The sequence below is a fragment of the Streptomyces sp. NPDC092370 genome, from assembly GCF_044755265.1.
Lineage (GTDB): Bacteria > Actinomycetota > Actinomycetes > Streptomycetales > Streptomycetaceae > Streptomyces.
This window is the reverse complement of sequence record NZ_JBIVQO010000022.1, coordinates 1,237-27,583: the sequence shown is the minus strand read 5'-3', so window position 1 is coordinate 27,583 and position 26,347 is coordinate 1,237. Positions and strand designations below refer to the sequence as shown.

Below are 26,347 nucleotides of genomic sequence, written 5' to 3'. Positions count from 1 at the left end.
TCCCACGTCGCGACTGATCATCTCGGCACTGAAGGTCAGCAGTGCCACTCACTCAGAGGCCCACCGGCCCAGGTCGCGGCCCTGAGGACCACTGTCTCACCGTCCGGCCCGGCCTGTGTGTGGGGGCCGGGCCTGGGGAGGTCGAAAATGGTCCGTGCCCTCACAGGCTGGGCCAGACGGTGGGTGTCACGCTTCGGGTGCCATCTCCAGACGCTCCACGACCCCCACGACCGCAGACTATCGAACAGTCCAAATGAGGCGACGCCACATAAACCACCTGGCCAGGAGGAGGCGGCATGGTCGGCTCAGGGGTGCGCGGCACGGGCGGCGCGGCTCACGCGGCCGACTGGATGCGGCTCTTCTCGGCGCGGAAGAGCCAGTAGGCGGCCCAGAAGCCCGCGAGGCCGATCAGGACCATGGCGGCGATCACCGGCCACTGCCACGGGTCGGAGACGTGCAGCGCGAGGAACCAGACCTTGTCCGTGGAGCCGCTGAGTTTGATGCCCAGCGGCGCCAGGCCCTGCGGGAACAGGCCGAGGATGCCGAGGGCCACGGCCGTCCACAGGAGGGTTTGGCGTTTGGCGGACATCGTCTCAAACGGGGACCTGCTGGCCTCGTCCTCGTCGGCGGCGGTCGACGTCGGGGCGCCCGAGCGCATCAGATGCAGCAGTTCCGGGCCCTTGTCCCGCAGCTTCTTCGCCGCCACCGAGCCGAGCAGTACATGGCTGAGCACACCCGTGAGCAAGGCAATCGGGAGGCTCGCCCACAGCAGCGTGGGCTGCTCCAGCGCGTGGCCCGCCCAGGCGACCCCGAGCGCGGGGCACATGGCCAGCGCGACCAGGAAGAACATCAGGAACGACTGTCCCGTAACGTCGCCGTGGTCCATCGGCGAGTTCTTGCTCTTGTGCGGGTCCGGGCCGGGCACCAGGACCGCGACGGAGGCCCAGATCAGCAGGCCGGAACCGCCGCCGAGCGCGGCGAGGTTGCCCGCGAGCGCCCACGGCACCAGGGCGGGGTCACCGTGCACGAGCGATCCGGCGAGCGTCAGCAGCAGCGTGAGCGGGCCGAAGACGATCAGCCAGGCGAGCTGGCGTGCGCGGACGTCGGCCTTCTCCTTCCCGGGCACCGTCAGGGTCAGCCAGAGAGCGGTGCCGTCCTGACCGTAGAGGTTGGCGCAAGTCGCCGCGGCCATCAGCGCGCCGACCGCGCCGACGAACGGGAACGCGGCGGTGAAATCGAAGATCAACGGGAACAGCGCGGTGATGACCGCGAAAGCGGGGCCGAGCACGATGCTCTGGGTGCGCATCGGGTCGCGCCACCAGGTGCGCAGCTCCTTGAGGCAGATCATCCCCACGTCGCCGCGGAACAGCCGGCGACGTCGTACGGCCTCGCGTGCGGAGGAGCCCCGGATGACCGGGCGGGCCAGCCGCTGCGGCCCCAGCAGGGCGCTCCACGCGGCGAACAGCGCCGCCACCAGCACGGCCAGCGCGACCAGCGGTCCCACCGCCCACAGCCAGTCGCCGCGGCCTGCCGCCTCGACGGCGAGCAGTCCCCAGCTGGAGGGCAGCGACCGCACGACGGTGGAGAAGGTGGGCGGAAAGCCGTACTCCAGCAGCAGGTAGACCCCGATGATCAGGACCCAGGAGAAGGAGCACAGAGAGACGATCGCGGCGGTGACGGTCGCGGTGATGGCGCCGCCCGTACGGGAGCGGGCCAGTGTGCGGAACAGCAGGGTGACCACCCGGGACAGCAGCACCACGAGCAGCAGGAGCAGCACCACCGCGGGGACCGACACCACGACGGCCTGCCAGCTCAATCGGGCCGCGAAGGCGATCATCGCGCCGAACGCCAGCACGGTGATCGCAGTAGTGACGGCGACCAGCGCGGCGGCGAGCAGGCCCATGGTCAGGGTGCGGCGCGGGATCGGCTGACGGTGGAAGTGCTCGCTGTTGAGGGCGGGTCCGCCCGCAAAGATCGGGCCGACGATCCAGCCCAGCGCCCACAGGGCGAAGGTGACCGCAAGGACGTCCATCAGCATCCGCGGCTGGGAGAAGTCGAGGAACGCCAGGATGACCGTGAAAACGGCGAGGCAGATCCCGGCGGACCAGCCGAGGCCGCTGAGGGCCATCTTGGAGTCGGACGTGCTGTGGCGCAGCACGGCCAGTTTCATGCGGATCAGGACGCCAACCACGACAGTCCCTCCCCGCCGCCGATCGTCACGCCAACCAGCTCGACGAAGGTCTCCTCCAGCGAGCGGCCGCCGCGCACGTCATCCAGTGGGCCCTCCGCGACGACGCGGCCACGGGCCATCACGCCGACGGTGTCGCACAGTTCCTCGACGAGAGCCATAACGTGGCTGGAGATCAGGACCGAGCCGCCGCAGTCGACGAACCGCCGCAAAATCTGCTTGATGGTGACGGCGGAGACGGGGTCGACCGCCTCGAAGGGCTCGTCGAGCACCAGCGTCCGCGGGGCGTGCAGCAGGGCCGTGGCCAAGCCGACCTTCTTGCGCATGCCGGTGGAGTAGTCCACCACCAGGGTGCGTTCGGCGGAACCGTCGAGTTCCATGACGGCGAGGAGCTCGTCAGCGCGCTGTTCCACCTCGTCGGCGTCGAGTCCGTGTAACTGGCCGAGATAGGTGAGCAGCTCACGGCCGGTGAGCCGCTCGGGCATGGCCAGCCCGTCGGGCAGGACGCCCAGCAGGCGGCGCGCCTTCAGCGGCTCCTGCCAGACGTCGACGCCGTGGACCTTTGCCGTACCCGCGTCGGGCCGGAGAAGGCCGACGGCCATCGACAGGGTGGTGGTCTTGCCCGCACCATTCGGTCCGACAAGGCCGTAGAAGGAGCCGGGCCGGACGGTGAGATCCACGTGATCCGCCGCCGTGTAGCCGCCGAACACCTTGTGCAGACCCGCGAGGCGGAACGCGGGTTCCCCTCCCCCGGAGTCCCTGTCGGCCGTGTCCGTCACGCTCATGTGCTGAGTTACGTCGTCCATCGCATTCCTTCTGGGGGGAGACACAGGGTGGCCCGCGGATCGCGGGCCCATCGGGCCTGCTGGCCATCCTGCAACGGCCCTGTCCTACAAGCGAGTTCACCCGTCCGACGGGCCGGAATGCGACGGTCTGCTTCCGCGCGTACCGAGTGGGGGCTGAGGGGCTCCTCAGCTTGGCCAACTCCTCCGATTGCCCCCGCACCGGGCCGCCGTCAGCACCCCTGTAGACGTCGTCTCACTGGGTGAGTCTGCGGTCCAGTTCGTCGAGGATGAAGCGACGCAGCTTCGCCCAGACCTGGGCGGCGGTCCACTTGGTGAAGCGCCGGTGCATGGTCGATCCCGACGGGCCGAAGACCGGCAGCAGCTACCGCCCAAGTGCAGTCCGTCGTGGCCGCGAAGGTGATCGCGGCCAACACCTCGCGAATTCCGTACCGGCGCCGGCCGCCGCCCTGCGGCCCGATTGCCCTTGTACCTGCCGGCGGTGACCTCCTGGGAACTGCTCCGGCCGGGTCCGCCCTGACCGGTACGTTGCGCAAGTGACTGAGGGGGACCGCCCCTACGGTTCGACGAGGTGCCGTAGATAGGCGTGCGGGTCGGCGAGATAGCGGCGCCAGTGATCCACGACGCTGAGCTCCCGCCAGACGACCCTCCGTATGCCGTGTTCGCCGACCTCGACGATGTCAGCGCCCGGCAGGGCAGTCAGCAAGGGTGAGTGCGTGGCACAGATGACCTGGCCGCCTTCCTTGGCCAACCGGTCGATGTGCCCGATCAGTTCGAGGCACGAGGAGAAGGAGAGCGCCGCCTCCGGCTCGTCGAGAACATAGAGCCCGGCGTGTAGGAACTTACCGCGGAATGCCGCGAGAAAGCCCTCGCCATGGCTGACCGAGTCCGGCGACAACCCCTCCCAGCTCAGGGCGTCCAGCGCGGTCTCGGCCCGCAGGAAGAAGCCCTTGCGCGCCGACCAACTGGTGGCCATACGGCGCCCGCGCGAGGCCGCATCGAACCTCATCCGCTTGCCGAGCGCCGACTTGCCACGCGGGGAGGCGTAACGCCAGTCGTGGGAGCCGCCATAGGAGTCCAGACCGAACCCCTCCGCCAGCGCCTCGACCAGGGTCGACTTCCCTGAGCCGTTCTCACCGACCAGAAAGGTCACCGGCGCGGTGAAGCGCAGCCCTTCGTTGAGCAGCTGCCGGACGCAGGGCACGGACCAGGGCCAGGCGTCCTCGTCGTACGAGGAGAGGTGGGCATACGCGCGTTCGACAATCACTCGACCAGTGTCGCGCAGGACTCGGACGACGTACGTGCCCCGTCGCCGGGACCCAGCATCTTGGCTTCGTTCACTTCAAGGGACGTCACTCCACGAGTTCGGGAGCCGTTCGGCACTGATCGATTGCCAGATTGTTCACGGGCAATGACGTCACGGCGTGAGACGGCCCGCCGCCCGTGAGGGCGGCGGGCCGTCGAGTGGAACCGGTGCGTGTTGTCCTTTGACAGCGAAGATAGTCGGTCAGGGGTGACCTGACCTGGGCGGACTGACTTGCGTGTCAGCGAGGCGGACGTCGGGCCCCGGGACAGCTGCCCGGTCCCCGCTCAGCTCTTGCGGTCACTCAGGACGCAGAACTCGTTGCCCTCCGGGTCGACGAGGGTCACCCAGTGCTGCCCGTCCTGCATGGTGTCGACGCGCCGGGCACCGAGGGAGAGCAACCGCACAACCTCGGCCCCCTGGTCGTCAGGGCGGAAGTCGGGGTGGAGCCGGTTCTTCGACGTCTTGCCCTCGGGGACAGGCACGAAGAGCAGGCCCGGCATCCGGTCCGGCTCAGGCCGGATCTCGATGATCTCCTCGGTTTCGTCGACCACTACCCAGCCGAGAGCCTCGGCCCACCAGCGCCCGAGGGCGATGGGGTCGGCGGAGTCGACGATGATCTGTTCCCATTGCCATGGGCCTGAGCATAGGCGGACCGGCGCATGAACCCGTGTGCCTCCCCACTCCGGAGCCCGCACCCCACCAGCGGGTTCCTGCCAGGTGAACCTCCAGATCAGTATTCCGGGGGTGTGCTGTCCCAAGGCTGAGGCTGTGACGCGGTACTGCTGGATTGATCACGCCAAGACGGCGTGAAGATCGCCGGTGGCGGCGTTAAGACCGCGCGAAGAAACGGGCCCCGTCCGGATGGACGGGTTGGCTGCCGGTTGTGTCGATACCTTTCAAGCGGCTGATCGTGGGCCGGCCCCTCAGTAGTGACCGCCTGGGTGAGCAGATGCTGCCCAAGCGGATCGCCCTGCCCGTCTTTGCCAGTGACCCGTTGTCGTCGGTGGCGTATGCGACGCAGGAGATCCTGCTGGTCCTGACGTTGGGTGGGCTGGCCTATCTGCACTTGGCGCCGTGGGTGGCGGCCGCGGTGGTGGTGCTGCTGGCGGTGGTGGTGTTGTCCTACCGGCAGGTGGTGCAGGCCTACCCCTCCGGTGGCGGCTCCTATGAGGTGGCCTCCCGCAACTTGGGCCCAGGGGCGGGGCTGGTGGTGGCATCGGCACTGATGGTGGACTACGTGATGACGGTGGCCGTGTCGGTGGCTGCCGGCGTGGACAACATCATTTCGGCGGTGCCGGCGCTGGCTGAGCACCGGGTGGCGGTGAACCTGGGGTTCGTGGTGCTGCTGACCGCGATGAATCTGCGCGGGGTCCGCGAGTCGGGCAGGCTGTTCGCGGTACCGACGTATCTGTTCATTGGCGGCGTGCTGGCGATGGTCGTCATTGGGCTGCTGCAGACGGCCTTCGGCCACGCGCCGGTGGCCGAGAGCGCCGGGTGGCACGTTCACGCCGAGCCGGGAAGCGCGGGACTGACCGGCATGGCGCTGGTGCTACTGGCGCTGCGGGCGTTCTCCTCCGGCTGCACGGCACTGACCGGTGCGGAGGCTATCTCCAACGGGGTGCCGGCGTTCCGGCCGCCGAAAGCGCGGAACGCGGCCACCACGATGGCGGTGATGGGCGGGCTGTCGATCACCATGTTCGCAGGGATCACAGCGCTGGCCCTGATCGCGGATGTCCGGTACGCCGAGGACGCCTGCCAGCTGGTGGGCTTTCCCGGCAACTGTACGACCGGCTCGCAGCGCACGGTGATCGCCCAGCTTGCTGCCGCGGTGTTCGGCGGCACGGACACGGTGATGTTCTTCTACATCCAGGCCGCGACCGCGTTGATCCTGATTCTGGCGGCCAACACGGCCTTCAACGGTTTCCCGCTGCTGGCGGCGATCCTGGCCGAGCACCGCTACCTGCCCCGGCAGCTGCACACCCGCGGGGACCGGCTGGCGTTCTCCAACGGCATCGTCATCCTGGCCGTGGTCGCCGCAACCCTGATCTACGCCTTCGAGGGGTCGGTGACCCGTCTGATCCAGCTCTACATTCTGGGTGTGTTCACCTCCTTCACCCTCTCGCAGGCCGGCATGGTCCGGCACTGGAACCGCGAACTGGCGAGTGTGGCCGATCCGGGACAGCGTCGGCGCATTCACCGCTCGCGGGTGATCAACGCGGTGGGCGCGTGCCTGACCGCGCTGGTGCTGGTCGTGGTCCTGGTCACCAAGTTCAGTCACGGCGCCTACCTGGTGGTCATCGCCATGCCGGTGCTGTACGCGATGATGCGCGGTATCCGCCGCCACTACGGCCGCGTGGCTCGTGAACTGCGTCCGCAGCCGGGTGGCATCGTGCTGCCCAGCCGTATCCACGCGGTGGTGCTGGTCTCGCAGCTGCACCAGCCCACCCTGCGTGCGCTGGGTTACGCCCAGGCCACCCGCCCGGACTCCCTCACCGCACTGACCGTCGAGATCAGCGGGGAGGAGGTGAGTGGGCTGCGCACCGAATGGGAGGAGCGCCGAATTCCGGTGCCGCTGACGGTGATGTCCTCTTCGTACCGGGACGTCACCGGCTTGGTGCTGGAGTACGTCGCGCGCCTGCACCGCGAGCACCCTCAGGACCTCGTCGCCGTCTACATACCCGAGTACGTGGTCGGTCGCTGGTGGGAGCAGCTGCTGCACAATCAGTCCGCATTGCGGCTGAAGGCCCGGTTGCTGTTCCAGCGTGGGGTGATGGTGACCAGCGTGCCGTGGCAGCTGGATTCCAGCGATCGCGCGGCCCCGCAGCAGCCGGACCCCGCCGGGCCTGGCGCCGGGGCGAAGGTCGGCTAGCGTTTCACATCATGAAGGGTTTGGACCTGCCCCACGACCGTGGCCGGCGCCGAAGGGGCGCAGGCCGTCGGCTGGCCGCGGCTGGTGCTGCCGCGATGGGCCTGGCGGTCCTCACCGTGGCTTTGGTGCCCGTGAGGGGCTCGCTGTCGCTGGCGAGTATCGCGCTCATCTATCTGACGGCGGTGGTCATCGTGGCCGCCACTGGCGGGCTGGGCCTGGCACTGGTGGCCGCGGTGACCTCCGATGTGCTGGTCAACTTCTTCTTCGTCCCGCCCTACCGCACCCTGACGGTGGAGAACCGTGATTTGGTCATCACCCTGGCCGTCTACGTGGTGGTCGCGACCACCGTCAGCGTCGCGGTCGACCTGGCCGCCCGGCAGCGAGCCGCGGCTGCCCGTAGCGGCGTCGAGGCCGCTTTGCTGGCCCGGATCACCGAGGCGCCGCTGGAGGAACGGCCACTGAGCGCGGTGCTGGAGCACGTCCGGAACTCCTTTGGTATGACCGGCGCCGCGCTGCTGGAACGCGACGCCGACGGTGAACGCCCGGTCGCCGTCGTTGGCGAGCCGCCATCAGCTGATCCGACGCTGTCCGTGTCGGCCGGGGAGCACCTGCGGCTGGTGGCGGACGGCCCGGCCGTCTTCGCCGCCGACCAGCGTTTCCTCACCCTGCTGGCCACAGCCGCCGCCCGCGCGCTACAAGCCGAGCGCCTGGCCGCCCAGGCTGCCCGCGCGAGGGAATTGACCGAAATCGACAAACTGCGGGCCGCGCTGCTGGCCGCTGTCGGCCACGACCTGCGCACACCGCTCGCCGGCATCAAGGCGTGCGTGTCCAGCCTGCGCGAGCCCGACCTGGAACTCACCGACGCCCAACAGGCCGAACTCCTGGCGACCGTGGACGCCTCCGCCGACAAGATGAACGACCTGGTCGAAAACCTCCTCGCGCTCAGCCGCCTGCAAGCCGGCGCCCTCAGTGTCCACCCCCGCGCCACCGCAGTGGACGAGGTCACGGCCGCCGCCCTCCTGCACACCCCACGGCCCCCCGGCCGCACCCTGGACGTCGACGTTCCCGACGACCTGCCGCCGGTCTGGGCCGACCCCGGCCTGCTGGAACGTGTCATCGCCAACCTGGTCGCCAACGCGCTCGACGCCGGACCACCCGGCCAGCCCGTTCACGTGCACGCCCGCCAGGACGGAAACCTGATCAGCCTGCAGGTTACCGACCACGGCGCCGGCGTCCCCGCCGACCAGCGAGAGCGCATCTTCGCCCCTTTCCAGCGCCTGAACGATCACACCACCCGTCATGGTCTCGGACTGGGCCTGGCCATCGCCCGCGGCTTCACCGAGGCCATGAACGGCACCCTGATCCCCACCGACACCCCCGGCGGCGGCCTGACCATGACCCTCACCCTCTCCACAGCGCCATGACCCGCATCCTTATCGTCGACGACGACCCCCACCTGCTGCGCGCCCTGACCATCGCCCTGACCGCCCGCGGCTACCAGACCGACGCCGCCCCCGACGCCACCACCGCTCTGCAGGCCGCCGCCACCTCCGCCCCCGACCTGGCCGTCATCGACCTCGGCCTGCCCGACCTCGACGGCATCAACATCGTCGAAAGCCTCCGCGGCTGGTCCACCGCCCCGATCATCGTCCTGTCCGCCCGCCACGACGAAACCGCCAAGATCAACGCCCTGGACGCCGGCGCCGACGACTACGTCACCAAACCCTTCGGCATGGGCGAACTCCTCGCCCGCATCCGAGCCGCCCTACGCCGCGCCACCCCCGCCGACGAACAGCCCGTGATCACCACAGCGGCCTTCACTGTCGATCTCGCCGCCAAGCGCGTCACCACCGCAGTCGGCGAAATCCGCCTCACCCCCACCGAATGGCACCTGCTGGAAGTCCTCGTCCGCAACCCCGGACGTCTGGTCACCCAACGCCAGCTCCTCCAGGAGGTCTGGGGGCCCCGCTACGAGAAGGAGACCAACTACCTGCGCGTCCACCTCGCCAACCTCCGCCGCAAACTCGAACCGGCACCCTCCCGACCCCGCTACGTCATCACCGAACCCGGCATCGGCTACCGCTTCACCCCAGACACTCCCGCCTGACTCCGCAGTCGCCATCCCGGGACCGGCGACGGCCCATGACCACGCCCTGGAGCCCGTCGCCAGCGGGCTCCCTTGCTCCTAGCGGACGTCATGAGGCGAAGTGCTGTCCAAAGCCTGGGGAGGTCGACATGGTCCTTGCCCCGACAGGCTGGGCCAGACGGTGGGAGTCACGCCTCGGGTGCCATCTCGGTCTGAAGCGTCGTCATGCACCGGTAGCAGAGCTTGTCCGTCTGCACCTGTTCCTCGGACTCCTCGCGCTTCTCGAGCCCGCACAGCGTCACGGTCTCGTCGGTTGCCAGCACATGCCATACCGGCTCTGCCGAGGTGGCTGCGCCGCACCACATCTTGTGCACTGTCAGCGCCCCTTGCCGGAGATGGAGATCGTGGATGTCAGCCGCGTACGGCGGGTCGCAGACGCCTGACGGCAGTGGATTGGCACATGCGGCTTGCAGCCGCAGGCCGATGCGGGGGCACATGTATCGCAGCCTCACCGGTCGCCGTGTGAGCACGTGCCGGTGTTCACGCCACGGGCGCAACGCCGACCGCTACGGGGAGAAGGATGTCTCCACGTCTCACGGCGGCGTTGGCCTACGGTGGCCGCTTATGGTGCGGTGAAGACGACACTGGCGAACGCCAGCCCGCTCGCCGTGCCCTTGGGTGGCAGTGTGCCCAGCGGTTCGCCCTGGCAGGCAGGGCTGGGATAGAGGGTGGCGCTGCTGCTGGTGTTGTTGGTGACCGTGCCGTTCGCCGTCGCCTGGAGGCAGGACGCGTCGGCTGGGTTGGTCAGTGTGACGGTGAGTTTCGAGTAGGCGTGTGTGTACAGGAACGTGCCGGTGGCGGCCTGGGCGCTCGTAGGTACCGCGATGGTCAGCAGCGCGGCGGCGCCGGCAGCGGCTACGACGGCCGGGATGTGTCTTCCCATGGTGTTCTCCTGCAAGAAGAAGGGATCACTTTTCTCAACAGATACGACAGGCGCATCCCGTGCGGCCTGTCGAGGTGGTCCGTTCGAGTCGCGTGACCGCTGGTCAGGGAGTGGGGGTGGTTGCTGTTGGTGGGTTGGGGGAGGTGAGGGGCAGGCGTGCGGTGACGGTGGTGCCTTGGCCTTCGCGGGAGTGGATTTCGGTGGTGCCGCCGTGGTTGTCGATGATGGTGCGGACGATGGTCAGGCCGAGGCCTGTGCCGGGGATGGCCGCGTCGTTGGCGTTGGAGGCGCGGAAGAAGCGGGTGAACAGCTGCTTCTGCTCGGCGGTGGGGATGCCGATGCCGGTGTCGCTGACGCTGATGACGGCATGGCCGTCCTGTTGCGCGGCGCTTACCCGGACCTGCCCCTCGTGGGGGGTGAACTTGACGGCGTTGGAGAGCAGATTCATCAGGACCCGGTCGAGCTGGTCGCTGTCAGCCTCGCAGACCAGCGGGCGGTCGGGGCAGTCGGTGTCGAGGTGGACGGATGCGGCTTCGGCTGCTGGCCTGATGGCGTCGACCGCGGAGGCCACCAGGTGGCGCAGGTCGACTGGTTTCTTCCGCGAGGTGTATTTGCCGGATTCGATGCGGGAGAGGGTCAGCAGGTCCTCGATCAGTGTGCGCAGGCGGTGGGCGTTGCGGGCGATGACGTCGAGCATTTTGTGCTGGGGTTCGGTCAGCGGGCCAGTGTCTTCGTCTTCGAGGAGTTCGATGTAGCCGACGATGCTGGTCAGCGGGGTGCGCAGTTCGTGGGAGACCGTGGACAGGAAGTCGCTTTTGGCCTGGTCCAGGGCGCGCAGTTCGGCCACCAGGTGCTTCTCGTGCTCGTAGAGCGTGGAGGTGTGCAGAGCGCGGGCGACGCCGCTGGCCATGGATTCGGCTGTTTCGATCTCCACGCTCTCCCAGGGGCGGTCGGTGCGGGTGCGGGCCAGACAGATCGCCCCCAGGGGTTCGTCGGCGACGCCGAGCGGGACCACCATGACCGCGTGCAGGCCCAGTTGCGCCGAGGCCGCACGGTTGGCCTCGGGCAGGCCGATCTCGCCGAAAGAGCCGGGGGCGCCGGGTACCGGCCGGGTGTCGGCCAGGTAACCGGACAGGTCGGGGACGAGCCAGGTCGTCCCCTGGTAGTAGTGGTCCTGGACCACCTCGGCGGGAATGCCCGGCAGGGCTTGCTGCTCGTCGGCTGGGAGCAGGCCCTTGTCGGCGGACCAGGCCCGCGCGACGGGCACGAGTGGGCTGTCGCCGTCACACAGGAGGAGGAAGACGTAGTCGGCGTCCAGGCCTTCCCCGATCCCGGCGCACACGTTATCGAGTACTTCCTCCACAGCAAGGCGCTCGCGGATCCGCATCCCGGTCTGCCGGGCGACCTCTCCCAGACGACTGCGGTTCTGTTCGATGCGGCGCAGGCGGTCGCTCTCATCGGCCAGCTGGTTCACAGACTCGGCCACCGCCCAGGTCTCGCGGGGCCCTTCGGGCCGGACACGGGCAGAATGCTCGCCGGCCGCCAGCCGGCCCAAGGCCTTCTGGATGTGTCTAAGCGGGGCGACCACGCCACGAATAGTCCGCCGCGCCGTAAGGAGGGACAGCGCAAGGGCCGCGGCGACCAGCACTGCGAGCGCTGCGGTGCCGACGGTGACGAGTGTGTCGGAACGGTCCTGCAGCCGCTGGATCTCCCTGCCGAGCTGATCCTGCAGCTGCCGGTTGATGCTGGAGAAGCGCTCGAGTGCGGCACTGCCCTTGCGAGCGAGCTCTACCGCCTGCTCGCTTCGGGGCGCCGCCTTGGCCTGCTGGTCGGCGATGTGAACGTAGGCGCGCAGCTGCGCCTGCTGCCGGTCGAGACTGCTGTCCATGCCAGACGTGGCATGGCGGCGTACTACAGCCAGAAGGTCCGGATAGCCATCACGGGCCTGACGGTAGTCATCGAGCAGGTCTGGGTCGCCGATCAGGAGGTAGCCGCGCATGGACCGCTGCATCTGCACCGCCTCATGGTGCAGGCGCATGTTGGCGGCCCAGGCGGGCTGCACGCGGTCAGCGATCCGGTCCTGCACGGCGTTCTCCATCAACGCCCCAGTTACCGCACCCGCCCCCACCAGAGCGATGAGTACGATCAGGACGCCGAACGCGACGTTCAGACGCCGCCCGACACTGTCCCGCTCCGACCCGATCACGCCGCCTGCCTTCACGTGCGCTCGCCTCCTGACAGTTACCGGCCGGCCCGGGCCAGTACCGCCTCGACCCGGCGGGAGAGCTCTCGGGGGCTGAACGGCTTGATGATGTAGTCATCCGCACCCGCGGCGAATCCCACCTCGACATCGCCTTCCTGGGAGCGTGCGGTGATCAGCAGGATCGGCAGAGCAGCGGTCTCGGGCGCGGCACGCAAGGTGCGGCAGACGTCCAGCCCGGACATCTCCGGCATGCGGATGTCCAACAGGGCCAGATCTACCTTTCCCTCCTGGATAGCCTGCAGCGCCCGCAGGCCATCTTCGACGGCCGTCACCTCATGACCGTCGCTTGTCAGCTTGAACGCGACCAGCTCCCGGATGTCCGTATCGTCGTCCGCGACCAGCACACGAGCCATCAGCCCTCCCCGGCGCGGGACGCTCTGAAGGAATCGACCATCTCGGTCACCGACGCCCGCCCGAAGGGCTTGGCCAAAAGCTCTGTCGCCAGATGCAGCAGATCCGGCGGGTCCAGCACAGAGGAGACGACCAGATGGCACCTCCTGGTCCGCTCATCCGCCCGCAGACGGCGCACGATGTCCCGGCCGTCGATGTCCGGCAGCAGAATGTCGATGATCACCATGTCCGGCGGGTCCGCGAACGCCAGCTCCAGACCCTTCACACCGGACTCCGCAGCAACCACCCGGCACCCCACCGCCCGCAAATGCTGCTCCAGCAGAACCCGAACGTCCCGCTCATCCTCGATCACCAGCACATGCGGATGCTCCACCACGGCCTCCAATCACCCAGCACAACACTCAAGATCAATGTCACACCAATTGACAGGTGCCGCATCCGCACCGCAGGGCCGGTTCCTCGGCAATGACGCGTCGACGGCTCCCTGTGCACTGCAACCTGATGACCGGCATCGTCCTGGCGGAGGTCCAGGTCACCATCCCGCGCCGGCGGTAGTCGTCCAGCGACGAATCATTGGTGAGGGGTGTGGGCGCATGGTGAGGCTGGGCATCATGACCCCAACCCCCAACCCCCGAGCCCGCGCAGAGCAACCACCGTGCCACCTACCGGGAGGTCCTGGCCGAGCCGCGACTCCGGCTGCTCTTCTCAGCCCGCGCCGTCGCGATGCGGACGCGCTGCGGATCACCACGTTCTCGGTGCTGGTCTTCTCGGCCACCGGCTCCGCGCTGCTGAGCGCGACGTCAGAGGGAACGCCGATGGGGCGAGGTCGGGACCGGCGCGGTGCAGACGTGCGGGGTGGCGCGGGCGGAGATCGATGCCGACTTCCGTCCGCGTGGCGTTCGGCATTTCCGGGCTGCCCTACGGAGGAGTATTACCAGCCTGGCCACGCTGGGCCGGGTCGGGCAGGCCCGGCGAGCGTGCCGCTGGGTGCCTGAGTGCCGACCTCCAACCGCACGGCGATGGCATGTGAGGGAGCACTGTGGCCGATCCCGCGGTCGAGACGATTGCCGCTGGACGCTGTCTGGTGGCAAGGGTCAGCGGCGAGATGGACTACGTGACCGAGCCGGTGCTTCACACGCAGTTCAAGCCGCGCGAGGTGCCCGCTCTATCGTGCTGGGCCTGTCCGGCGTCTCCTTCTGCGACTCACCCGGGCTGAATGTGCCGCTCGGGGCGTGGAAGCAGTCGGATGCGAGCGGGTCCGTGCTGGTGCTGGTGCTGGCCTGTGCCCGAGCCGTTGCAGCGGATCGACCGGGGTGACTCAGCTGCTGCGGGTCTATGACACCGTCACCGACGTAGAAGCCGTGTGCGGCGGCTGAGACCCGCCCGCGACATCGAGGTCAACGAGAGCGCGAATGGGGAGGCCGACGTGCGCGGGGTGCCGCAGCGGCTGGTCGACTGATGGGACCTGCCACACATCCTGTGGTTCCGGCGCCAGCCACAGACGGGAGTGGTCTGTTCCGGCTGCGCGTCCCCAGAGCGAAGATGAGGCATCAACGTCATCATCGCCGCCCATCTGCAGATCAAGGACGCACAAGGGTGGGTCCGCATCGCCGGCGCTCCGCGTGCTGCAGGTGACCGGCGTCGACACCTTCATCTCCTGCCACCCCAGCGTCGAGCAGGCGAGCACCGTTCATCGACGGTTTCGCATAACGCACGCGAGGGGCCGGACGCTGACGTCGCCCGCAAACGGCCCCTGCTGGGAGCGTCACGGGTGAGGGGACGTCGATCGCCGCACCCGACCGTCACCGGCGAAAGGCGCCCGCAGCAGGGGTCTTCAGCCCACGCCGCCAGGGTGCGGTGATCCGGTGCTGTCGCTCACAGGGTCGACTTCGTCCGGGGTTACTGGACGAGGGAAGAAGAGGTCCTCGAGGGCGTCTGCAGCGAAAAGGAAAGCCATCATCACAGCGGGGAGAAGCAGGGCAAGCAGAATCACAGAACCTCCCGGCAGGTCGGTCTGTGGGCTTCGTGGCCCGACCTTCAGCATGGGCCCGAATGGCGGAACGCGCACGGCGGGCTCTGGTGCAGTCGATACCCAGGGCGGGCAGGGGCGGCAGGCAAGGCGGGGGCGGGGTGGAAGTCTCGCGGTGCCTTGCACGCCCTGTCCCGCACGCGACTTCGGCAGGCCGGGTGCGCGAGCCGCAGGCAGATGCACCCGCAGGCTGAGCAGGAAAAATGACCGACGCAACCGAGTCCGCCAGGCCGGGGTGAATCGTTCGTCTCGGCATCGGAGCCACCCGCCCCGATCAGGTCCACGTCGGTGACCGCTACGCCGGGCAACGTCGCGCCATCGGCCGTGACTGCGCCCACCGACTCCTGGCTTCCGCACTGGCCTGCTCCCACTGCCAGCACGACATCGAATTCCGCATCCTGGACTCGCAGTGCGGTCCGTCCCGCGTCGGGCCTGATGCGAGAAGTCCCACCGCGGTACCGGCGCCTCACCGGATACGGCGATATCTCCCTGGCATCGACGGCCGCGGCTGCGTATCCGAGCGCGAAAGCCTGCCATCACGCGCTCAGCGAGGTGGCATGCAGTGGTCCGTGGCGATGCCCGCCACGTTGACGTCCTCGACCCCGCGCGGAAGGAGTAGGCATGAAGGCGGAGGGAAGGGGTAAGCGCAGCAGCGGCGAGTTGAAGTGGGGTCGGCATGGCCGACAGGGGAGGGACACATGGTTACGGATACGGCAGTGACGACGGCGCAGGCGCAGTGCGCTGAGCTGCCGGAGGTGGCCGACCCCTCGAAGGTCGCTCCGAAGGATGCGCGTGAGCTCACCCGCCTGTTCTTCCAGCAGCTGGATCTGCTGGAAGAGGGCACGCCGGAGTACCAGTACGCGCGCAACACATTGATCGAGATGAACATCTCCCTGGTGCGCTACGCGGCCTCCCGTTTCCGCAGCCGGGACCAGGAGGAGATGGAGGACATCGTCCAGGTCGGCGTGATTGGTCTGATCAAGGCCATCGACCGGTTCGAGCTGTCCCGCGAGGTGGAGTTCACTTCCTTCTCGATCCCCTACATCGTGGGCGAGATCAAGCGGTTCTTCCGTGACACCACGTGGGCCGTGCACGTTCCGCGCCGTCTGCAGGAGGCCCGCGTCCAGCTGGCACGCGCGACCGAGGAGCTGAGCAGCCGCCTGGGCCGCACGCCGACCGTGGCGGAGCTGGCCCAGCTGATGAACCTGGAGGAGAAGGAGGTCATCGAGGCGCGGGTGGCCTCCAACGGCTACCGCTCCTCATCTCTGGACGCCGCCATCGGCAACGGCGAGGACGGCGAGACGGCCCTAGCCGACTTCATCGGCAACGACGACGGCGCACTGGAACTGGTGGAGGACTTCCACGCCCTCGCCCCTATGATCGCCGACCTCGACGAGCGCTCACGCAAGATCCTGCACTGGCGGTTCGTGGAGGAACTGACCCAGGCCCAGATCGCCGAACGACTCGGCGTCTCCCAGATGCACGTCTCCCGACTGCTGTCGCGCACCCTGGCTCAGCTCCGAAAGGGCATGCTCACCACCCACTGACACCGCCACCTCCAGCGGCACTTCGTGGTGAACCCGATTTCTCCACGCCACCACCCTGTGCACGGCCGGTTCGGAACGGCCCGACTGGCACGATGCGCCAGGCGATCCGAACAGAGCCCGCCTAGAATTGACCTCTCTTCCAACCGCTCCTGCGCGGTGCCAAAAGCCACGGCAACGGCCTCAGCCGCCGCGACGATCCGCTCTTCGACGGCGGTGGTAGGTCTTCCGACGTTAAATGAGCAGCTAATCGGGAGATCAGAATCCCTACTGCGGTTCTTGCGGGGACTGTGTGCGTGGTGACGGCTGCTGGGATGCATCCCGTCATGGCTGCGGACACCGTGGTGACGTTCACGGTGCAGGGTGCGCAACTGACGGTGGTTGCTCCGGCGAACGCGGTCTTGCCGTCGACGTCCATCGGCGGCAGGACGACAGGGCAGCTCGGGAAGACCTCCTTGGTCAAGCCCGCGGCCGACAGCAGCCAGGACGACGACGGCATGCCCCTCGCCGTGCCCATCGGCATCGGTGCAGCCCTACTCGCTCTCGGCGGCGGAACATGGTGGCTCAAGCGCCGCCGCAGCGGGGCCGCCTGATGGGAGCTACGAAGTCGGGAACACTCGATTCCGCAGTCGCCGGCAGGCGAGCACTACGGTCACCGGAAGCGGTCCAGTTCTGGTGTCACATCGTGCCCCTGCTGGTCGGCCGGGAGGACCATGCCGGCCGAGGAGACCGACAATGACTGCCCGGCGGATCATCAGCGTGCCGTGTCTGTGTCCCGGGTTCGGTTCGGGTGGCGCGGCACCAATGCCACCGCCATCGCCGGAACCATGGCCAGGAAGAGCCAGGGAACGGCGGCCGGGAAGCCCAGGTCGAGCAGGGAGCCGGTGGCTGCGCTGCCGATGAGGACGATCAGGCCGGAGACGGAGGACAGTGCGCCGGTGCAGAGGCCGATGCGGCCTTCCTCGGCGAGGTCGGGCACCCAGGCGCGGGCGGCGGGCACGACCAGCATCTGCCCGACGGTGAGTAGGACGACGAAGCCCGCGGCAGGCAGCAACCCGGCGACTCCCGTTCAGTCGGCGGGGCTTCTCTAGGACGAGTCATTCCGATACGGGTACGGGTGGGCTCGCCCAGACGGCGATGACCTGCGTGATCGCCGGGGACTGACGACCCGCGAACGGGTGAGGAAACGCACCCCTCGGGTGCCTCCGGCGAAAAGCCGCTGCGCCGACCCTCGACGGAACAGCCCGGTCAGGACGGAACCAGGGAACGTCCGTAAGCAGTGCTCAGGGTCGGCCCTCATGGTGGTGAGGGTCGACCCTGAGCGGGGCACGCAGGACTATCGGCCGCCGTTTCCGATCGTGATCAGCCCGGTGGGCTTTGCGCCCTCGGCGTTGTCGTAGACGACGTCACCGGTGGACTTCTTCCAGATCCTGATGCGGAAGGAGTCCGGTCCGTCGGTCGCCGTGACGCGGAAGGCGTAGCCGCTCGTGCCGCCGACCGTGCCGGAGCCCTGGTACACCGCACGGGAGCCGGTGACCACGAGCCAGTCCGAGCCGGTGGAGCTGAACTTCAGCTTGGCGGGGCCGAAGTCGAGGCTCGCCTTGCCCGTCGGGACGGTGGCGCCCTTGGCGTAGGCGGCGGCGAAGGAGAAGGCCGCCTTCCCGGTCAGGCTCGGCTTGGCCGGGTAGGCGCCGACCGACGAGGTGATGACACCGGAGCCGAGGGCGGGCCCGGCCGCGCGGTCGTACACGGCCAGTTCGGCGAGCGTGCGGCTGTCCGAGGCATCGTCGTCGGCGACGGTGATGACCGGGCGGTGGATCCCGGCCTTGGTGTAGGTGTGCTCGGCCCGGCAGGTTGCGGCGCTCGCCGTGACCGTCGTCGGCGTCGTGCCGTCCTGCCAGTCGACCCGGCAGGTGTGGGTGTCACCGGTGCCGGGGTCGTCGAACCCGGCGGTGACGACGGCAGGCTTGCCGATGGACACCGCGGAGGCCGGGCCGGTCGCGGAGGTGATCGCCGGGGCCGCGTTGTTGACGGTCACGGTGGCCGTGTCGCTGCCGCGGCCGCCGGTCAGGGTGACGACGTAGGTGCCGTCGTCGCTGCACGTCATCGTGGTGCTCGCCGAATCGGCGTCGGCGATGACGCAGGGCGCACCCTCCTCGACGGCCCACTTCGGGCTTCCCGCGCCGGAGACCGTGCCGCTCAGCCGGATCCGCTCACCCTCCGTGCCCGCGGCGTCCGGACCGGCCCGCACGACGGTGACCGGATCGATGCTCGTGAGCGTGGGCACGACCTTGTCGATCAGGCCGTCGGCGTCGAACTCCAGCTTGTCGATGGTGCTTTCGCGGTGGGTGCCGTCTCCTCCGGGGATGGCGAAGCGGTGGTAGGCGATGTACCAGTCGTCGGTGTTCGGGACGTGGACGACCGAGTGGTGGCCGGGTCCCTTGACGCCGAGGGAGAGGTCCTTCTCCAGGATCACGCCTCGCTTGGTCCACGGGCCGGTGGGGGAGGGGCCGGTGGCGTAGGCGACGCGGTAGTTTTCGTCCCGGGTGTCGTTCTCCGACCACATGAAGTAGTAGGTGCCCTTGCGCTTGATCACGAAGGTGCCCTCGTTGTAGCCGCTCGGCGTGATGTCCTCGACCTCGGACGTGTCGATGGACGTCATGTCGTCGTTCAGCGGAGCGACGTAGGCGCGGCCGTTGCCCCAGTAGAGGTACGCCTTGCCGTCGTCGTCCGTGAACACGGCAGGGTCGATCATCTGGCCCTGGAACTGGCCGGCCTTGAGCAGCGGCTTGCCGAGCGCGTCCATGAACGGCCCCGTGGGTGAGTCGGACACCGCGACGCCGATGTTGGCGTCGGCACAGAAGTAGAAGTAGTACTTGCCGTCCTTCTCGGTGATCGCGGGTGCCCAGGCCCTGCTGTCCGCCCAGGAGACGTCCGGGCCCAGGTCGAGGACGACGCCGTGGTCCTTCCAGTGGACCAGGTCGGTGGAGGAGTACGCCTTGAACTGCGTGCCGCTCCAGCCCGCGAAGCCGTCGGTGGTGGGGTAGAGGTAGAAGGTGTCACCGAAGCGGACGATGTTCGGGTCGGCGTTGAGGCCGGGCAGCACCGGGCTCTTCATGATCAGGGCCGACACCCTCCAGCTGCGCTTCTTCCCGTCGGCCCCCGTCACCTCGTACGTCACCGGCTCGGTGAAGTCCTGGACGCTGCCGGAGGCGGGGCTGACCGCCGCGCCGTGGGCGAGGGTGAACTCCGGTGCCAGGGCAGTGAGATCGGTGCCCTCCTTCACCGGCAGCGTGATCCTGCTGCCCGCGTCGTCGACGAGGGCGTCGACCTTCAGCGCCGGGTGCGTCGCCTTGGCGATGCCCGCGGTGTTGCCGCTGACCTCCATGACCTCCGTGGCCGTCAGGGCCCGGTCGTAGACGCGGAAGTCGTCGACCTCGCCGCCGAAGTACGGGTCGGCCGCGTACTGGGACCTGCCGATGTAGCCGCTGTAATCCTTGTTCGCGTCGTACAGCTCGGACGGCTTGATGGTGGTCGTCGTGCGCGCCGCCTCGATACCGTCGACATAGAGGACCATCGCGCCGGTCGAGCCGTCGAGGGTGACGGTGACGTGCCGCCACTCACCGGGGGTGAGCCGCGAGCCGGCCGTCAGTTTGGACTCCGCCGACCAACTGGCCTTCGTGATCGCCGAGTAGAGGCGGGAGCCGCCGTTGGAGGGAGTGGCGAACAGGTACTTGTCGCTGTCGGGGCCGAGCCCGAACAGCCACTGGAAGGAGTCGCCGCCCTTCCACTTGGCGTACGTCGACACGGTGACGCTGTCGGCGTTCTTCAGCAGGCCGTTCGGGATACGGACGTACGGCGAGGTGGTGGAGCCGCTCGGACCGCCGGACATCTTGAACGAGCCGCCCTCGACCCCGGTGCCGAAGTCGGGCGTGCGGACGTAGGTGCCGTGGTAGCCGTGGCCGCTGGAGTCACGGACGATGTTGCCGCCGGTCTCGTCGAAGCCGTAGTGCAGGAGCAGGTCGGCGGGGACGTCGGGGCCCTCCTCGGAGACGGTGACCTCGGCGCGGACCTCGATCGCGGCGTCGCCGGGCAGGCTTCCCCGCACGGTGAAGGTGCCGGGCCGGGCGTAGTCGGAGGCGGGTACGTCCGCCCAGGTGACGGCGACCGGCCGCCGCGCGCCGTCGGCGTACTCGGCGATCACGGTGGCCGGCAGCACCGGCGCGTCACCGACGCGGGTCTGCACCGAGACGTCCTCGACGCTCTCCGCCAGCTGGTCCGGCTGGTAGGTTCGCAGCAGCCGCTCGTACTCGGCTCGCGTCACCGGGAGCACCGTGCCGTGGCGGGGCTTGGCCGGCAGGTCGTAGCCCGTGGACGGGGTCCAGGTGCCGGAGGCGAGGTCCGTCGTCTCGAAGGGGATGTATCCGCGGCCGCCGAACTCGTCGAGGAAGGCGTACCACTTGTCCTCGGTGTTCGACTTGAACACCAGCGGCCCCTCGGCCGCGTTCATCGCGCCCTTGCCGATGCCCTCGGCGACGGCGTCCCAGGACGGGTCGAGGAGGGAGTCGCTCTTCTCCTCGAAGACGAACTTGCTGTTGGGGGTCGAGGAGGTGTTGTTCCGCTCGTCCTTGGAGAGGCGGAAGTACGTGCCGCCGTGCTCGATGACCGTGGAGTCGATGACCGAGTAGCCGCGGTCGATCCAGACCTTGGGCTCGCTGAAGGTGTGGAAGTCGCGGGTGGTCGCGTACATCATGCGGTTGTACGTGTTCCCGGAGTGTGCCTCGTTGTCGTACAGCTTGGACGCCCAGAAGACGACGTACTCACCGCGCTGTGCGTCGTAGAAGGCCTCCGGGGCCCAGGTGTTGCCCGCGCTGTCGGGGGAGACCTTGACCAGGCGCTGGTTCGTCCAGTGGACCAGGTCGGTGGACTCCCACACCATGATGGACTTGCTGCCGGTGCGCTGGGAGGCGTCCCAGTCGCCGTTGCCGTAGATCCTGAGGTCGGTGGCGATCTGGTAGAACTTGTCGCCCTCGGGGGAGCGGATGATGAACGGGTCGCGCAGGCCCTTCTCGCCGAGTGTGGAGGTCAGGACGGGCTTGCCGTCGTTCAGCTCCCGCCACTTGAGCGGGTCGTTGCCCTTGCTGAGCGCGAAGTAGAGCTGTTCGCCGTCGGAGGTGCCCTCGCCGGTGAAGTAGCTGAACATGTAGCCCTCGAGGGCTTCCTTCTTCGGCAGTTCGGGCACCTTGGCGGTGAAGGTGCGGGTGGCGTCGGCCTCGCCCTTGGAGGCGGTGGCGGTCAGCTCGACGGTCGTGGCGCCGTCGCCGTGCGCGGGGCGGTGGACCACGCCGTCGGGGGCGATGACGCCCGGCTTCGCCGAGGACCAGGTGATGTCGGTGCCGTGGGTGCCGGTCGTCGGCAGGGTGAGGTTGCCGCGTACATCGTCGAGGTTGTGGACGGTGAGCGCCTCGGCGGCCTGCTCGGCGGCCGTCCGGTCGTCGAAGGCGGACAGGACCGTGACGTCGAAGGTCCTGGTGTCGGTGACGGTGCCCTTCTTCAGGGTCGCCGTGAGGGTGGCGTGGGCGTCCGGGTGACCGGCGGCGGGGCGGGTCACCGCGCCGGAGTCGGACACGACGGCCGGGTTGTCGCTGTCCCAGGTGATCGAGGAGCCGCCGGCCGTGCCGGTCCTCGGGAGGTCCAGGTCGGCGGTCACGGCACTGGTGTCACCGAGGGTGAGCGCGGCCTTGTCGTCGGCGACCCCCTGCGCGGCCACGGGGAGGGCGAGCTGCTCGACCTCGGAGCCGGCGAGAGCGCGGTCGTACACGCGGAAGTCGCGGATCCTGCCCTTGAAGAGCTTGTCGCCGGAGTAGACCGACTTGCCTATGTGGTTGGCGGTGGTCGTGCCGGAGCCGATGGCCCCCGGGGTGATGGTGACGGAGGTGTTGCGGCCGACCTCCACGCCATCCTCGTACAGCACGCCGGTGGTGCCGGTCTGGGTGTAGGTGAGGTGCTTCCACACCGAGCGGGTGAGATTGTGCGAGTCGGCGGGCCGGGTGTTCTGCTCGGTCGACCAGTTGCCGGTCGCGATAGACGTCCGCAGGGAGTTGCCGGTGGTGAACAGGTAGCCGTTGCCGTTGTCGCCGCTGGAGTTGCCGAAGCCGTAGATGAAGTACGGCGTGGTCTGGCTGGAGTCGATCAGCACGTCCAGGGAGACGGTGATCGCGTCCATGCCCTTCATGACGTCGTTCGGCACCTTGATGTAGGTGTTGGAACCGTTGAAGGCAAGCCCCTCGCCGGTGCCCGACCAGCCGGCGGCGCCGCTGACCGTGCCGTTGCGGCCGTTGCCGGAGGCGTCGGTCACGGTGCTGCCGGAGCCGGCGTCGAGCTTGTACCAGAGGGCAAGGCCCTGCGTGATCTCCGCTGGCGCGGCCGTTTCCGCGGCCTGGGCGGGCGGGGCGGGTGCTGCCAGTCCCAGGAACAGCGAGGCGGCGGTCAGTCCGGCGAGTCGGCTCGCCAGACGTCTCGCGCGGACACGGACGCGTGCGGTGTTTGGCATGTGGAGTTCCCTGCTGAGGCGTGGCGGGGCCTCGGCCGTGGGTCCCTGCCGTATCGACTGAGTGACGTCGTGTTGCGAGAGTGTCAACTGGGGTGTGGAGCACCGTCAAGAGGTATCGGCCAATGTTCGACGCGTCGAACAGGGCTGTCTGGGGTCTCCCGAGCAGGACAGCCCGGGCCTCCGAACAGTGCCGTTGCGCGATCCACAGACCTGGCCTTGACCCCGAGGCGGCCGTACGGAGCTCAGCGATCGCGTCGCGCGCGACGTGCCTCGGTCACCAGCGGCAGCAGGGGCAGCAGCGAGACCACGACGACGAGAGCGACCAGCGGCAGCAATAGTCGTCGATGTCGGGGACGGAGGACCCGAGGAGGTATCCGGCCAGGACGAGACTCTGCGACCAGATCAGACCGCCGACGGTCTCCCAGAGGGTGAAGCTCCGTGCGGGCACGCCGAGTGCGCCCGCCGCCGGGTGCAGGACCGTCCGCACCATGGGGACGAAACGGCCGATCACGAGAGCCTTGCCGTAGCCGTAGCGGGCCAGCAGCTTCTCCGCCCGGGCCACGGCCCCTCGTACGCGCGCTCTGGAGGTACGGGCCAGCAGGGCCCGCCCGCCGTGCTGTCCGAGCAGGTATCCGACTTGGCCCCCTGCCACCGCGCCGACGGCCGCGCACAGCAGCACCTGCCACAGCACCAGCCGGGGCGCCTGCCCGGCGCTGCCCCCGCACAGCACACCGGCGGGGAGCAGCAGCGTGTCACCGGGCAGGACCCACTCGCCGTCAGGCTCACCGGTGGCAACCGACACGACGTCACCCAGCTCCTGCCGCTGCTGAGGCGGTCCCGCCGATCCGGGGCCTGCGAGGACGGCCTCGCCGCAAGCCTCGACAGTTGTATGCCGACCGGGGCTACGACTTCGACAAGTACCGCCGCCTGCTGTGGAAGCGCGGCGTCAAACCGTTGATCACCCGACGCGGTGTCGCTCACGGCTCTGGCCTGGGCCAAGGTGCGCTGGGTTGTCGAGCGCACCCTCGCCTGGCTGCACCAGTTCAAGCGACTCCGTGTCCGCTACGAACGGCGTGCTGACCTCCACGTCGGCCTGCTTCAGCTCGCGTGCAGCATCATTTGTCTGCGTCGGCTCAGCCCATCAGGTTGAGGCAGGCGTCAGGGTGGTGGCCTCTGGAGGCCAGTCGAGCACGGTCAGCTCGGGCCACTGCTGTCGCCAGCGGGCCGTCTTGGTCTCGTACACCTCGCGCGGCGCAAGCACTGGATTGGGCCGGACGACGAGATTGAAGACGTCGGCGAGCCCGTGCGGTGCATAGACGCGCCACCGCCCGTCCGGCTCCAAGCGCACGCCCAGGCAGCATGTGGTAGCTGCGAAGCTGTCGATGGCGGCCTCGGTGCAGGCGTGAGGAGGGCACGCGACGTCGAACTTCTGCTCGTACCAGAGGTGGACGCGGGCCTCGTTGCGGACCTCGACCTCTGCTGGCAATCCGGCGAAGGCATCGTCGGCGGCCTTGATCACAGCGTCCTCCGCTTCCCACGACAGGTCGTGATTGTCGAAGTAGAAGACGTCGTAATCCTTGATTCCGCTGGTGGGGTGCCTATCCGTGGCCACGTTCCAGACGGTCTGGAACAGGCAGCCCGCCGTCAGGTACCAGCCCGGCAGGCCCAATCCCGCCGTGCGGTTCAGCACCTCCATCAGCACCTCGTTGCGGGACAGCACGGACTTCAGGGCAGCGAGCTGCTCGTCGAGCGGGAGGCGACCAATCACCGTTCATGCCTACCACGCGGCAGGCCAACAGCGCCTGCGTACCGCCTTCGAGGCCCTCCTAGTGGATCTCATTCTGAAACGATCAGTAAGTCGGGGCAGCTCCAGCGGGACAGCGGGGCGCCGGTCTCGGCGGGCAGCTGGCAGGCCAGCGCCGTGACCTGGGCGGCCTGCAGCGGGGTGAAGGAGGCCGGACGACCGGTGCGCTTGCGGTCGGCTAGGCCGGGCAGGCCCAGTTCGGCGAAGCGGCCCCGCCAGGTGCGCACGGTGTCCACGTGTACGCCGACCCGGTCAGCGATGCGGGCGTTGGCCCGGCCCCGGGCCGCCAGCAGCACGATATGCGCCCGCACCCGGGCCTGATGCGGGGTCTTGTGGCCCCAGGCCGCCTTCTTGAGCCAGTGCCGCTCGGCGGCGGTCAGGACTATCGGACGGGCGCATGATGGGCGGACCGATCGGGATAAGTGGGTCATTGCATGCCGTTGTCTGCCCGCCCCCGCCTCGGCGAGCAAGGTTCGCCAGCGGCACGGACCGGGCAGCAAATAGCAGCGAGATCAGGTTCGGTGCTTCGCCGATGGTCTGGGTGGCGGGATGAGCAATGGGGGCGTCTCGTTCAGCGGCCGACGGACGGGTTGGCTGTCTGTCAGCGCGCGCGGTCGTCAGCCGGCACTGGGGAAGGTGCCTCATTGGCCCAAGCCAGCAGCATCCGCAGGGCGTCGTGCGATGCGCTGCCCGGCTCGGCGGCATACGTGATCAGCGCCTGCTCGGGGTCATCCGCTGGGCGCAGAGTCTCGTAGGCCAGTTCCAGATCGCCGACCACCGGGTGGTGGAATCGCTTGGTCCCCGAGGTCTTGTCCTGAACCGGGTGCTCGGCCCACCAGCGGCGGAAGTCCTCGCTCTTCATCGACAGTTCGCCGATCAGGCTCGCCAACCGGGGGTCCTCGGGGTGCCGTCCTGCGTCCAAGTGGAGGTAGGCCACGTTCTCGCGGGCGCAGGAGGTCCAGTCCGCATACAGCTCGCGGGACGTCTCGTCGAGGAAGGTGATGCGGGCGATGTTGCGCTCGGCTCGGTCCAGGGCCGCGTAGTCGCTGAACAGGGCGCACGCTGCCGTATTCCAGGCCAGGATGTCCATGCGTCGGCCCATCACTATTGCCGGTGTGTCCACCAGATCGTCCAGCAGCCGCTGGAGCATCGGACGCACGCGTTGTGGCCGGGCTTGGCGCCGGGGAACGTGTCGGGTGGCGGACTGCGGTCGGGCGAGGCGGTGCAGGTGCCGGGCGGCGTCCCCGTCCAGCCGCAGTGCGCGGGCGAGGGCGTCGAGTACCGCGCCCGAGGGGTTGGGCACGCGGCCCTGTTCCATCCGGGTGTAGTAGTCGACGCTCACTCCGGCGAGCTGGGCTATCTCCTCGCGGCGCAGGCCCGCGACCCGGCGTTGGCCTCCGAAATCCGGCAGGGCGACGTCTTCGGGGTGCAGGAGGGAGCGGCGGGTGCGGAGGAACTCGCCCAGGTTGATCGCTGTGCTCATACGACGATTGTGACCGGTCGCGGGGGGGGGGGGGGGGGCCCGCCCCGGGGCCCCCCCCCCCCCCCCCCCCCCCCCCGCCGGGCGGGGGGGGGCCCCCCCCCCCCCCCCCCCCGGGCCGCCCCCAC

19 protein-coding genes and 2 pseudogenes are annotated in these 26,347 nt (G+C 68.9%); 6 read left to right on the top strand and 15 right to left on the bottom strand.

The genetic code is table 11. The annotated features are described in order from the left end of the window. Positions 1-334: 334 nt before the first annotated feature. The 4 genes from ACIQHQ_RS37025 to ACIQHQ_RS37010 all read right to left on the bottom strand — a co-directional run bounded on the left by ACIQHQ_RS37025 (position 335) and on the right by ACIQHQ_RS37010 (position 4,914). Positions 335-2,191: a hypothetical protein gene (locus ACIQHQ_RS37025; protein ID WP_402621121.1), complete on the bottom strand. Its 1,857-nt coding sequence runs from the start codon at positions 2,189-2,191 to the stop codon at positions 335-337. Beyond that, the gene (locus ACIQHQ_RS37020; protein ID WP_402621118.1) at positions 2,176-2,994 is read right to left on the bottom strand and encodes an ABC transporter ATP-binding protein; all 819 of its coding nucleotides are present in this window, start codon (positions 2,992-2,994) and stop codon (positions 2,176-2,178) included. The genes ACIQHQ_RS37025 and ACIQHQ_RS37020 overlap by 16 nt, the downstream gene beginning before the upstream one ends. Before the next feature lie 553 nt (positions 2,995-3,547). Further along, on the bottom strand, positions 3,548-4,258 hold the full coding sequence (locus ACIQHQ_RS37015; protein WP_402621115.1) for an AAA family ATPase: 711 nt from the start codon (positions 4,256-4,258) through the stop codon (positions 3,548-3,550). Positions 4,259-4,581: 323 nt separating this feature from the next. Then, a complete protein-coding gene (locus ACIQHQ_RS37010) occupies positions 4,582-4,914 on the bottom strand; it encodes a VOC family protein (RefSeq protein ID WP_402621138.1) in 333 nt (110 codons plus the stop codon). Between the two features lie 332 nt (positions 4,915-5,246). Between ACIQHQ_RS37010 and ACIQHQ_RS37005 the strand changes: the two genes are divergently transcribed. From ACIQHQ_RS37005 to ACIQHQ_RS36995, 3 genes are read left to right on the top strand one after another with little or no spacing between them, the layout of a single operon-like run. Continuing rightward, a complete protein-coding gene (locus ACIQHQ_RS37005) occupies positions 5,247-7,166 on the top strand; it encodes an APC family permease (RefSeq protein ID WP_402621112.1) in 1,920 nt (639 codons plus the stop codon). An 11-nt stretch (positions 7,167-7,177) separates the two neighbouring features. Beyond that, positions 7,178-8,590, top strand: a complete 1,413-nt coding sequence (locus ACIQHQ_RS37000; RefSeq protein WP_402621109.1) for an ATP-binding protein — start codon at positions 7,178-7,180, stop codon at positions 8,588-8,590. Then, positions 8,587-9,273 carry a response regulator gene (locus ACIQHQ_RS36995; RefSeq protein WP_402621106.1) on the top strand — a complete coding sequence of 229 codons (687 nt, stop codon included), beginning with the start codon at positions 8,587-8,589 and terminating at the stop codon, positions 9,271-9,273. Before ACIQHQ_RS37000 ends, ACIQHQ_RS36995 begins: the two co-directional genes overlap by 4 nt. Before the next feature lie 167 nt (positions 9,274-9,440). On the opposite strand, the gene ACIQHQ_RS36990 is transcribed toward ACIQHQ_RS36995, so the two are convergent. The 5 genes from ACIQHQ_RS36990 to ACIQHQ_RS36970 all read right to left on the bottom strand — a co-directional run bounded on the left by ACIQHQ_RS36990 (position 9,441) and on the right by ACIQHQ_RS36970 (position 13,167). Next, positions 9,441-9,749, bottom strand: a complete 309-nt coding sequence (locus ACIQHQ_RS36990; RefSeq protein ID WP_402621104.1) for a hypothetical protein — start codon at positions 9,747-9,749, stop codon at positions 9,441-9,443. 125 nt (positions 9,750-9,874) lie between these two features. Continuing rightward, positions 9,875-10,195 carry a hypothetical protein gene (locus tag ACIQHQ_RS36985; RefSeq protein WP_402621101.1) on the bottom strand — a complete coding sequence of 107 codons (321 nt, stop codon included), beginning with the start codon at positions 10,193-10,195 and terminating at the stop codon, positions 9,875-9,877. Positions 10,196-10,298: 103 nt separating this feature from the next. Then, positions 10,299-12,416: an ATP-binding protein gene (locus ACIQHQ_RS36980; protein WP_402621098.1), complete on the bottom strand. Its 2,118-nt coding sequence runs from the start codon at positions 12,414-12,416 to the stop codon at positions 10,299-10,301. Between the two features lie 20 nt (positions 12,417-12,436). After that, positions 12,437-12,811, bottom strand: coding sequence for a response regulator transcription factor (locus ACIQHQ_RS36975; protein WP_402621095.1), 375 nt, complete (start codon positions 12,809-12,811; stop codon positions 12,437-12,439). Next, a complete protein-coding gene (locus ACIQHQ_RS36970; protein ID WP_402621092.1) occupies positions 12,811-13,167 on the bottom strand; it encodes a two-component system response regulator in 357 nt (118 codons plus the stop codon). The genes ACIQHQ_RS36975 and ACIQHQ_RS36970 overlap by 1 nt, the downstream gene beginning before the upstream one ends. Positions 13,168-15,536: 2,369 nt before the next feature. Here ACIQHQ_RS36970 and ACIQHQ_RS36965 point away from each other — a divergent pair. After that, positions 15,537-16,385 carry an RNA polymerase sigma factor SigF gene (locus tag ACIQHQ_RS36965; protein WP_402621090.1) on the top strand — a complete coding sequence of 283 codons (849 nt, stop codon included), beginning with the start codon at positions 15,537-15,539 and terminating at the stop codon, positions 16,383-16,385. Between the two features lie 323 nt (positions 16,386-16,708). After that, the gene (locus ACIQHQ_RS36960) at positions 16,709-16,975 is read left to right on the top strand and encodes a hypothetical protein (RefSeq protein WP_402621087.1); all 267 of its coding nucleotides are present in this window, start codon (positions 16,709-16,711) and stop codon (positions 16,973-16,975) included. A 161-nt stretch (positions 16,976-17,136) separates the two neighbouring features. Here the strand turns inward: ACIQHQ_RS36960 and ACIQHQ_RS36955 are convergent. From ACIQHQ_RS36955 to ACIQHQ_RS36945, 3 genes and pseudogenes are all read right to left on the bottom strand, one after another. Further along, positions 17,137-17,451, bottom strand: a pseudogene (locus ACIQHQ_RS36955) (MFS transporter); the annotation flags it as partial. A gap of 267 nt (positions 17,452-17,718) precedes the next feature. Further along, complete coding sequence (locus tag ACIQHQ_RS36950; RefSeq protein ID WP_402621084.1) at positions 17,719-22,935, bottom strand: family 43 glycosylhydrolase; 5,217 nt, start codon at positions 22,933-22,935, stop codon at positions 17,719-17,721. A gap of 274 nt (positions 22,936-23,209) precedes the next feature. After that, positions 23,210-23,665, bottom strand: coding sequence for a DedA family protein (locus ACIQHQ_RS36945; RefSeq protein ID WP_402621081.1), 456 nt, complete (start codon positions 23,663-23,665; stop codon positions 23,210-23,212). Positions 23,666-23,701: 36 nt separating this feature from the next. Here ACIQHQ_RS36945 and ACIQHQ_RS36940 point away from each other — a divergent pair. Further along, positions 23,702-24,085 (top strand): annotated as a pseudogene (locus ACIQHQ_RS36940) (transposase); the annotation flags it as partial. Here ACIQHQ_RS36940 and ACIQHQ_RS36935 read toward each other — a convergent pair. The 3 genes from ACIQHQ_RS36935 to ACIQHQ_RS36925 all read right to left on the bottom strand — a co-directional run bounded on the left by ACIQHQ_RS36935 (position 24,077) and on the right by ACIQHQ_RS36925 (position 26,222). Next, on the bottom strand, positions 24,077-24,703 hold the full coding sequence (locus ACIQHQ_RS36935) for a nucleotidyltransferase family protein (RefSeq protein ID WP_402621078.1): 627 nt from the start codon (positions 24,701-24,703) through the stop codon (positions 24,077-24,079). The pseudogene ACIQHQ_RS36940 and the gene ACIQHQ_RS36935 sit on opposite strands and share 9 nt — an antisense overlap. A gap of 68 nt (positions 24,704-24,771) precedes the next feature. Continuing rightward, positions 24,772-25,170, bottom strand: coding sequence for a helix-turn-helix domain-containing protein (locus tag ACIQHQ_RS36930; protein ID WP_402621076.1), 399 nt, complete (start codon positions 25,168-25,170; stop codon positions 24,772-24,774). Between the two features lie 170 nt (positions 25,171-25,340). Then, positions 25,341-26,222, bottom strand: a complete 882-nt coding sequence (locus ACIQHQ_RS36925) for a helix-turn-helix transcriptional regulator (protein WP_402621074.1) — start codon at positions 26,220-26,222, stop codon at positions 25,341-25,343. Positions 26,223-26,347 lie beyond the last annotated feature (125 nt).

Excerpts from the sequence above, each read along its gene's own strand:
- ACIQHQ_RS37020 (WP_402621118.1), bottom strand. The coding sequence starts at position 2,994 with ATGGACGACGTAACTCAGCACATGAGCGTGACGGACACGGCCGACAGG.
- ACIQHQ_RS37005 (WP_402621112.1), top strand. The coding sequence starts at position 5,247 with ATGCTGCCCAAGCGGATCGCCCTGCCCGTCTTTGCCAGTGACCCGTTG.
- ACIQHQ_RS37000 (WP_402621109.1), top strand. The coding sequence starts at position 7,178 with ATGAAGGGTTTGGACCTGCCCCACGACCGTGGCCGGCGCCGAAGGGGC.
- ACIQHQ_RS36995 (WP_402621106.1), top strand. The coding sequence starts at position 8,587 with ATGACCCGCATCCTTATCGTCGACGACGACCCCCACCTGCTGCGCGCC.
- ACIQHQ_RS36990 (WP_402621104.1), bottom strand. The coding sequence starts at position 9,749 with ATGTGCCCCCGCATCGGCCTGCGGCTGCAAGCCGCATGTGCCAATCCA.
- ACIQHQ_RS36985 (WP_402621101.1), bottom strand. The coding sequence starts at position 10,195 with ATGGGAAGACACATCCCGGCCGTCGTAGCCGCTGCCGGCGCCGCCGCG.
- ACIQHQ_RS36975 (WP_402621095.1), bottom strand. The coding sequence starts at position 12,811 with ATGGCTCGTGTGCTGGTCGCGGACGACGATACGGACATCCGGGAGCTG.
- ACIQHQ_RS36965 (WP_402621090.1), top strand. The coding sequence starts at position 15,537 with ATGGTTACGGATACGGCAGTGACGACGGCGCAGGCGCAGTGCGCTGAG.
- ACIQHQ_RS36960 (WP_402621087.1), top strand. The coding sequence starts at position 16,709 with ATGGCTGCGGACACCGTGGTGACGTTCACGGTGCAGGGTGCGCAACTG.
- ACIQHQ_RS36950 (WP_402621084.1), bottom strand. The coding sequence starts at position 22,935 with ATGCCAAACACCGCACGCGTCCGTGTCCGCGCGAGACGTCTGGCGAGC.
- ACIQHQ_RS36930 (WP_402621076.1), bottom strand. The coding sequence starts at position 25,170 with ATGACCCACTTATCCCGATCGGTCCGCCCATCATGCGCCCGTCCGATA.
- ACIQHQ_RS36925 (WP_402621074.1), bottom strand. The coding sequence starts at position 26,222 with ATGAGCACAGCGATCAACCTGGGCGAGTTCCTCCGCACCCGCCGCTCC.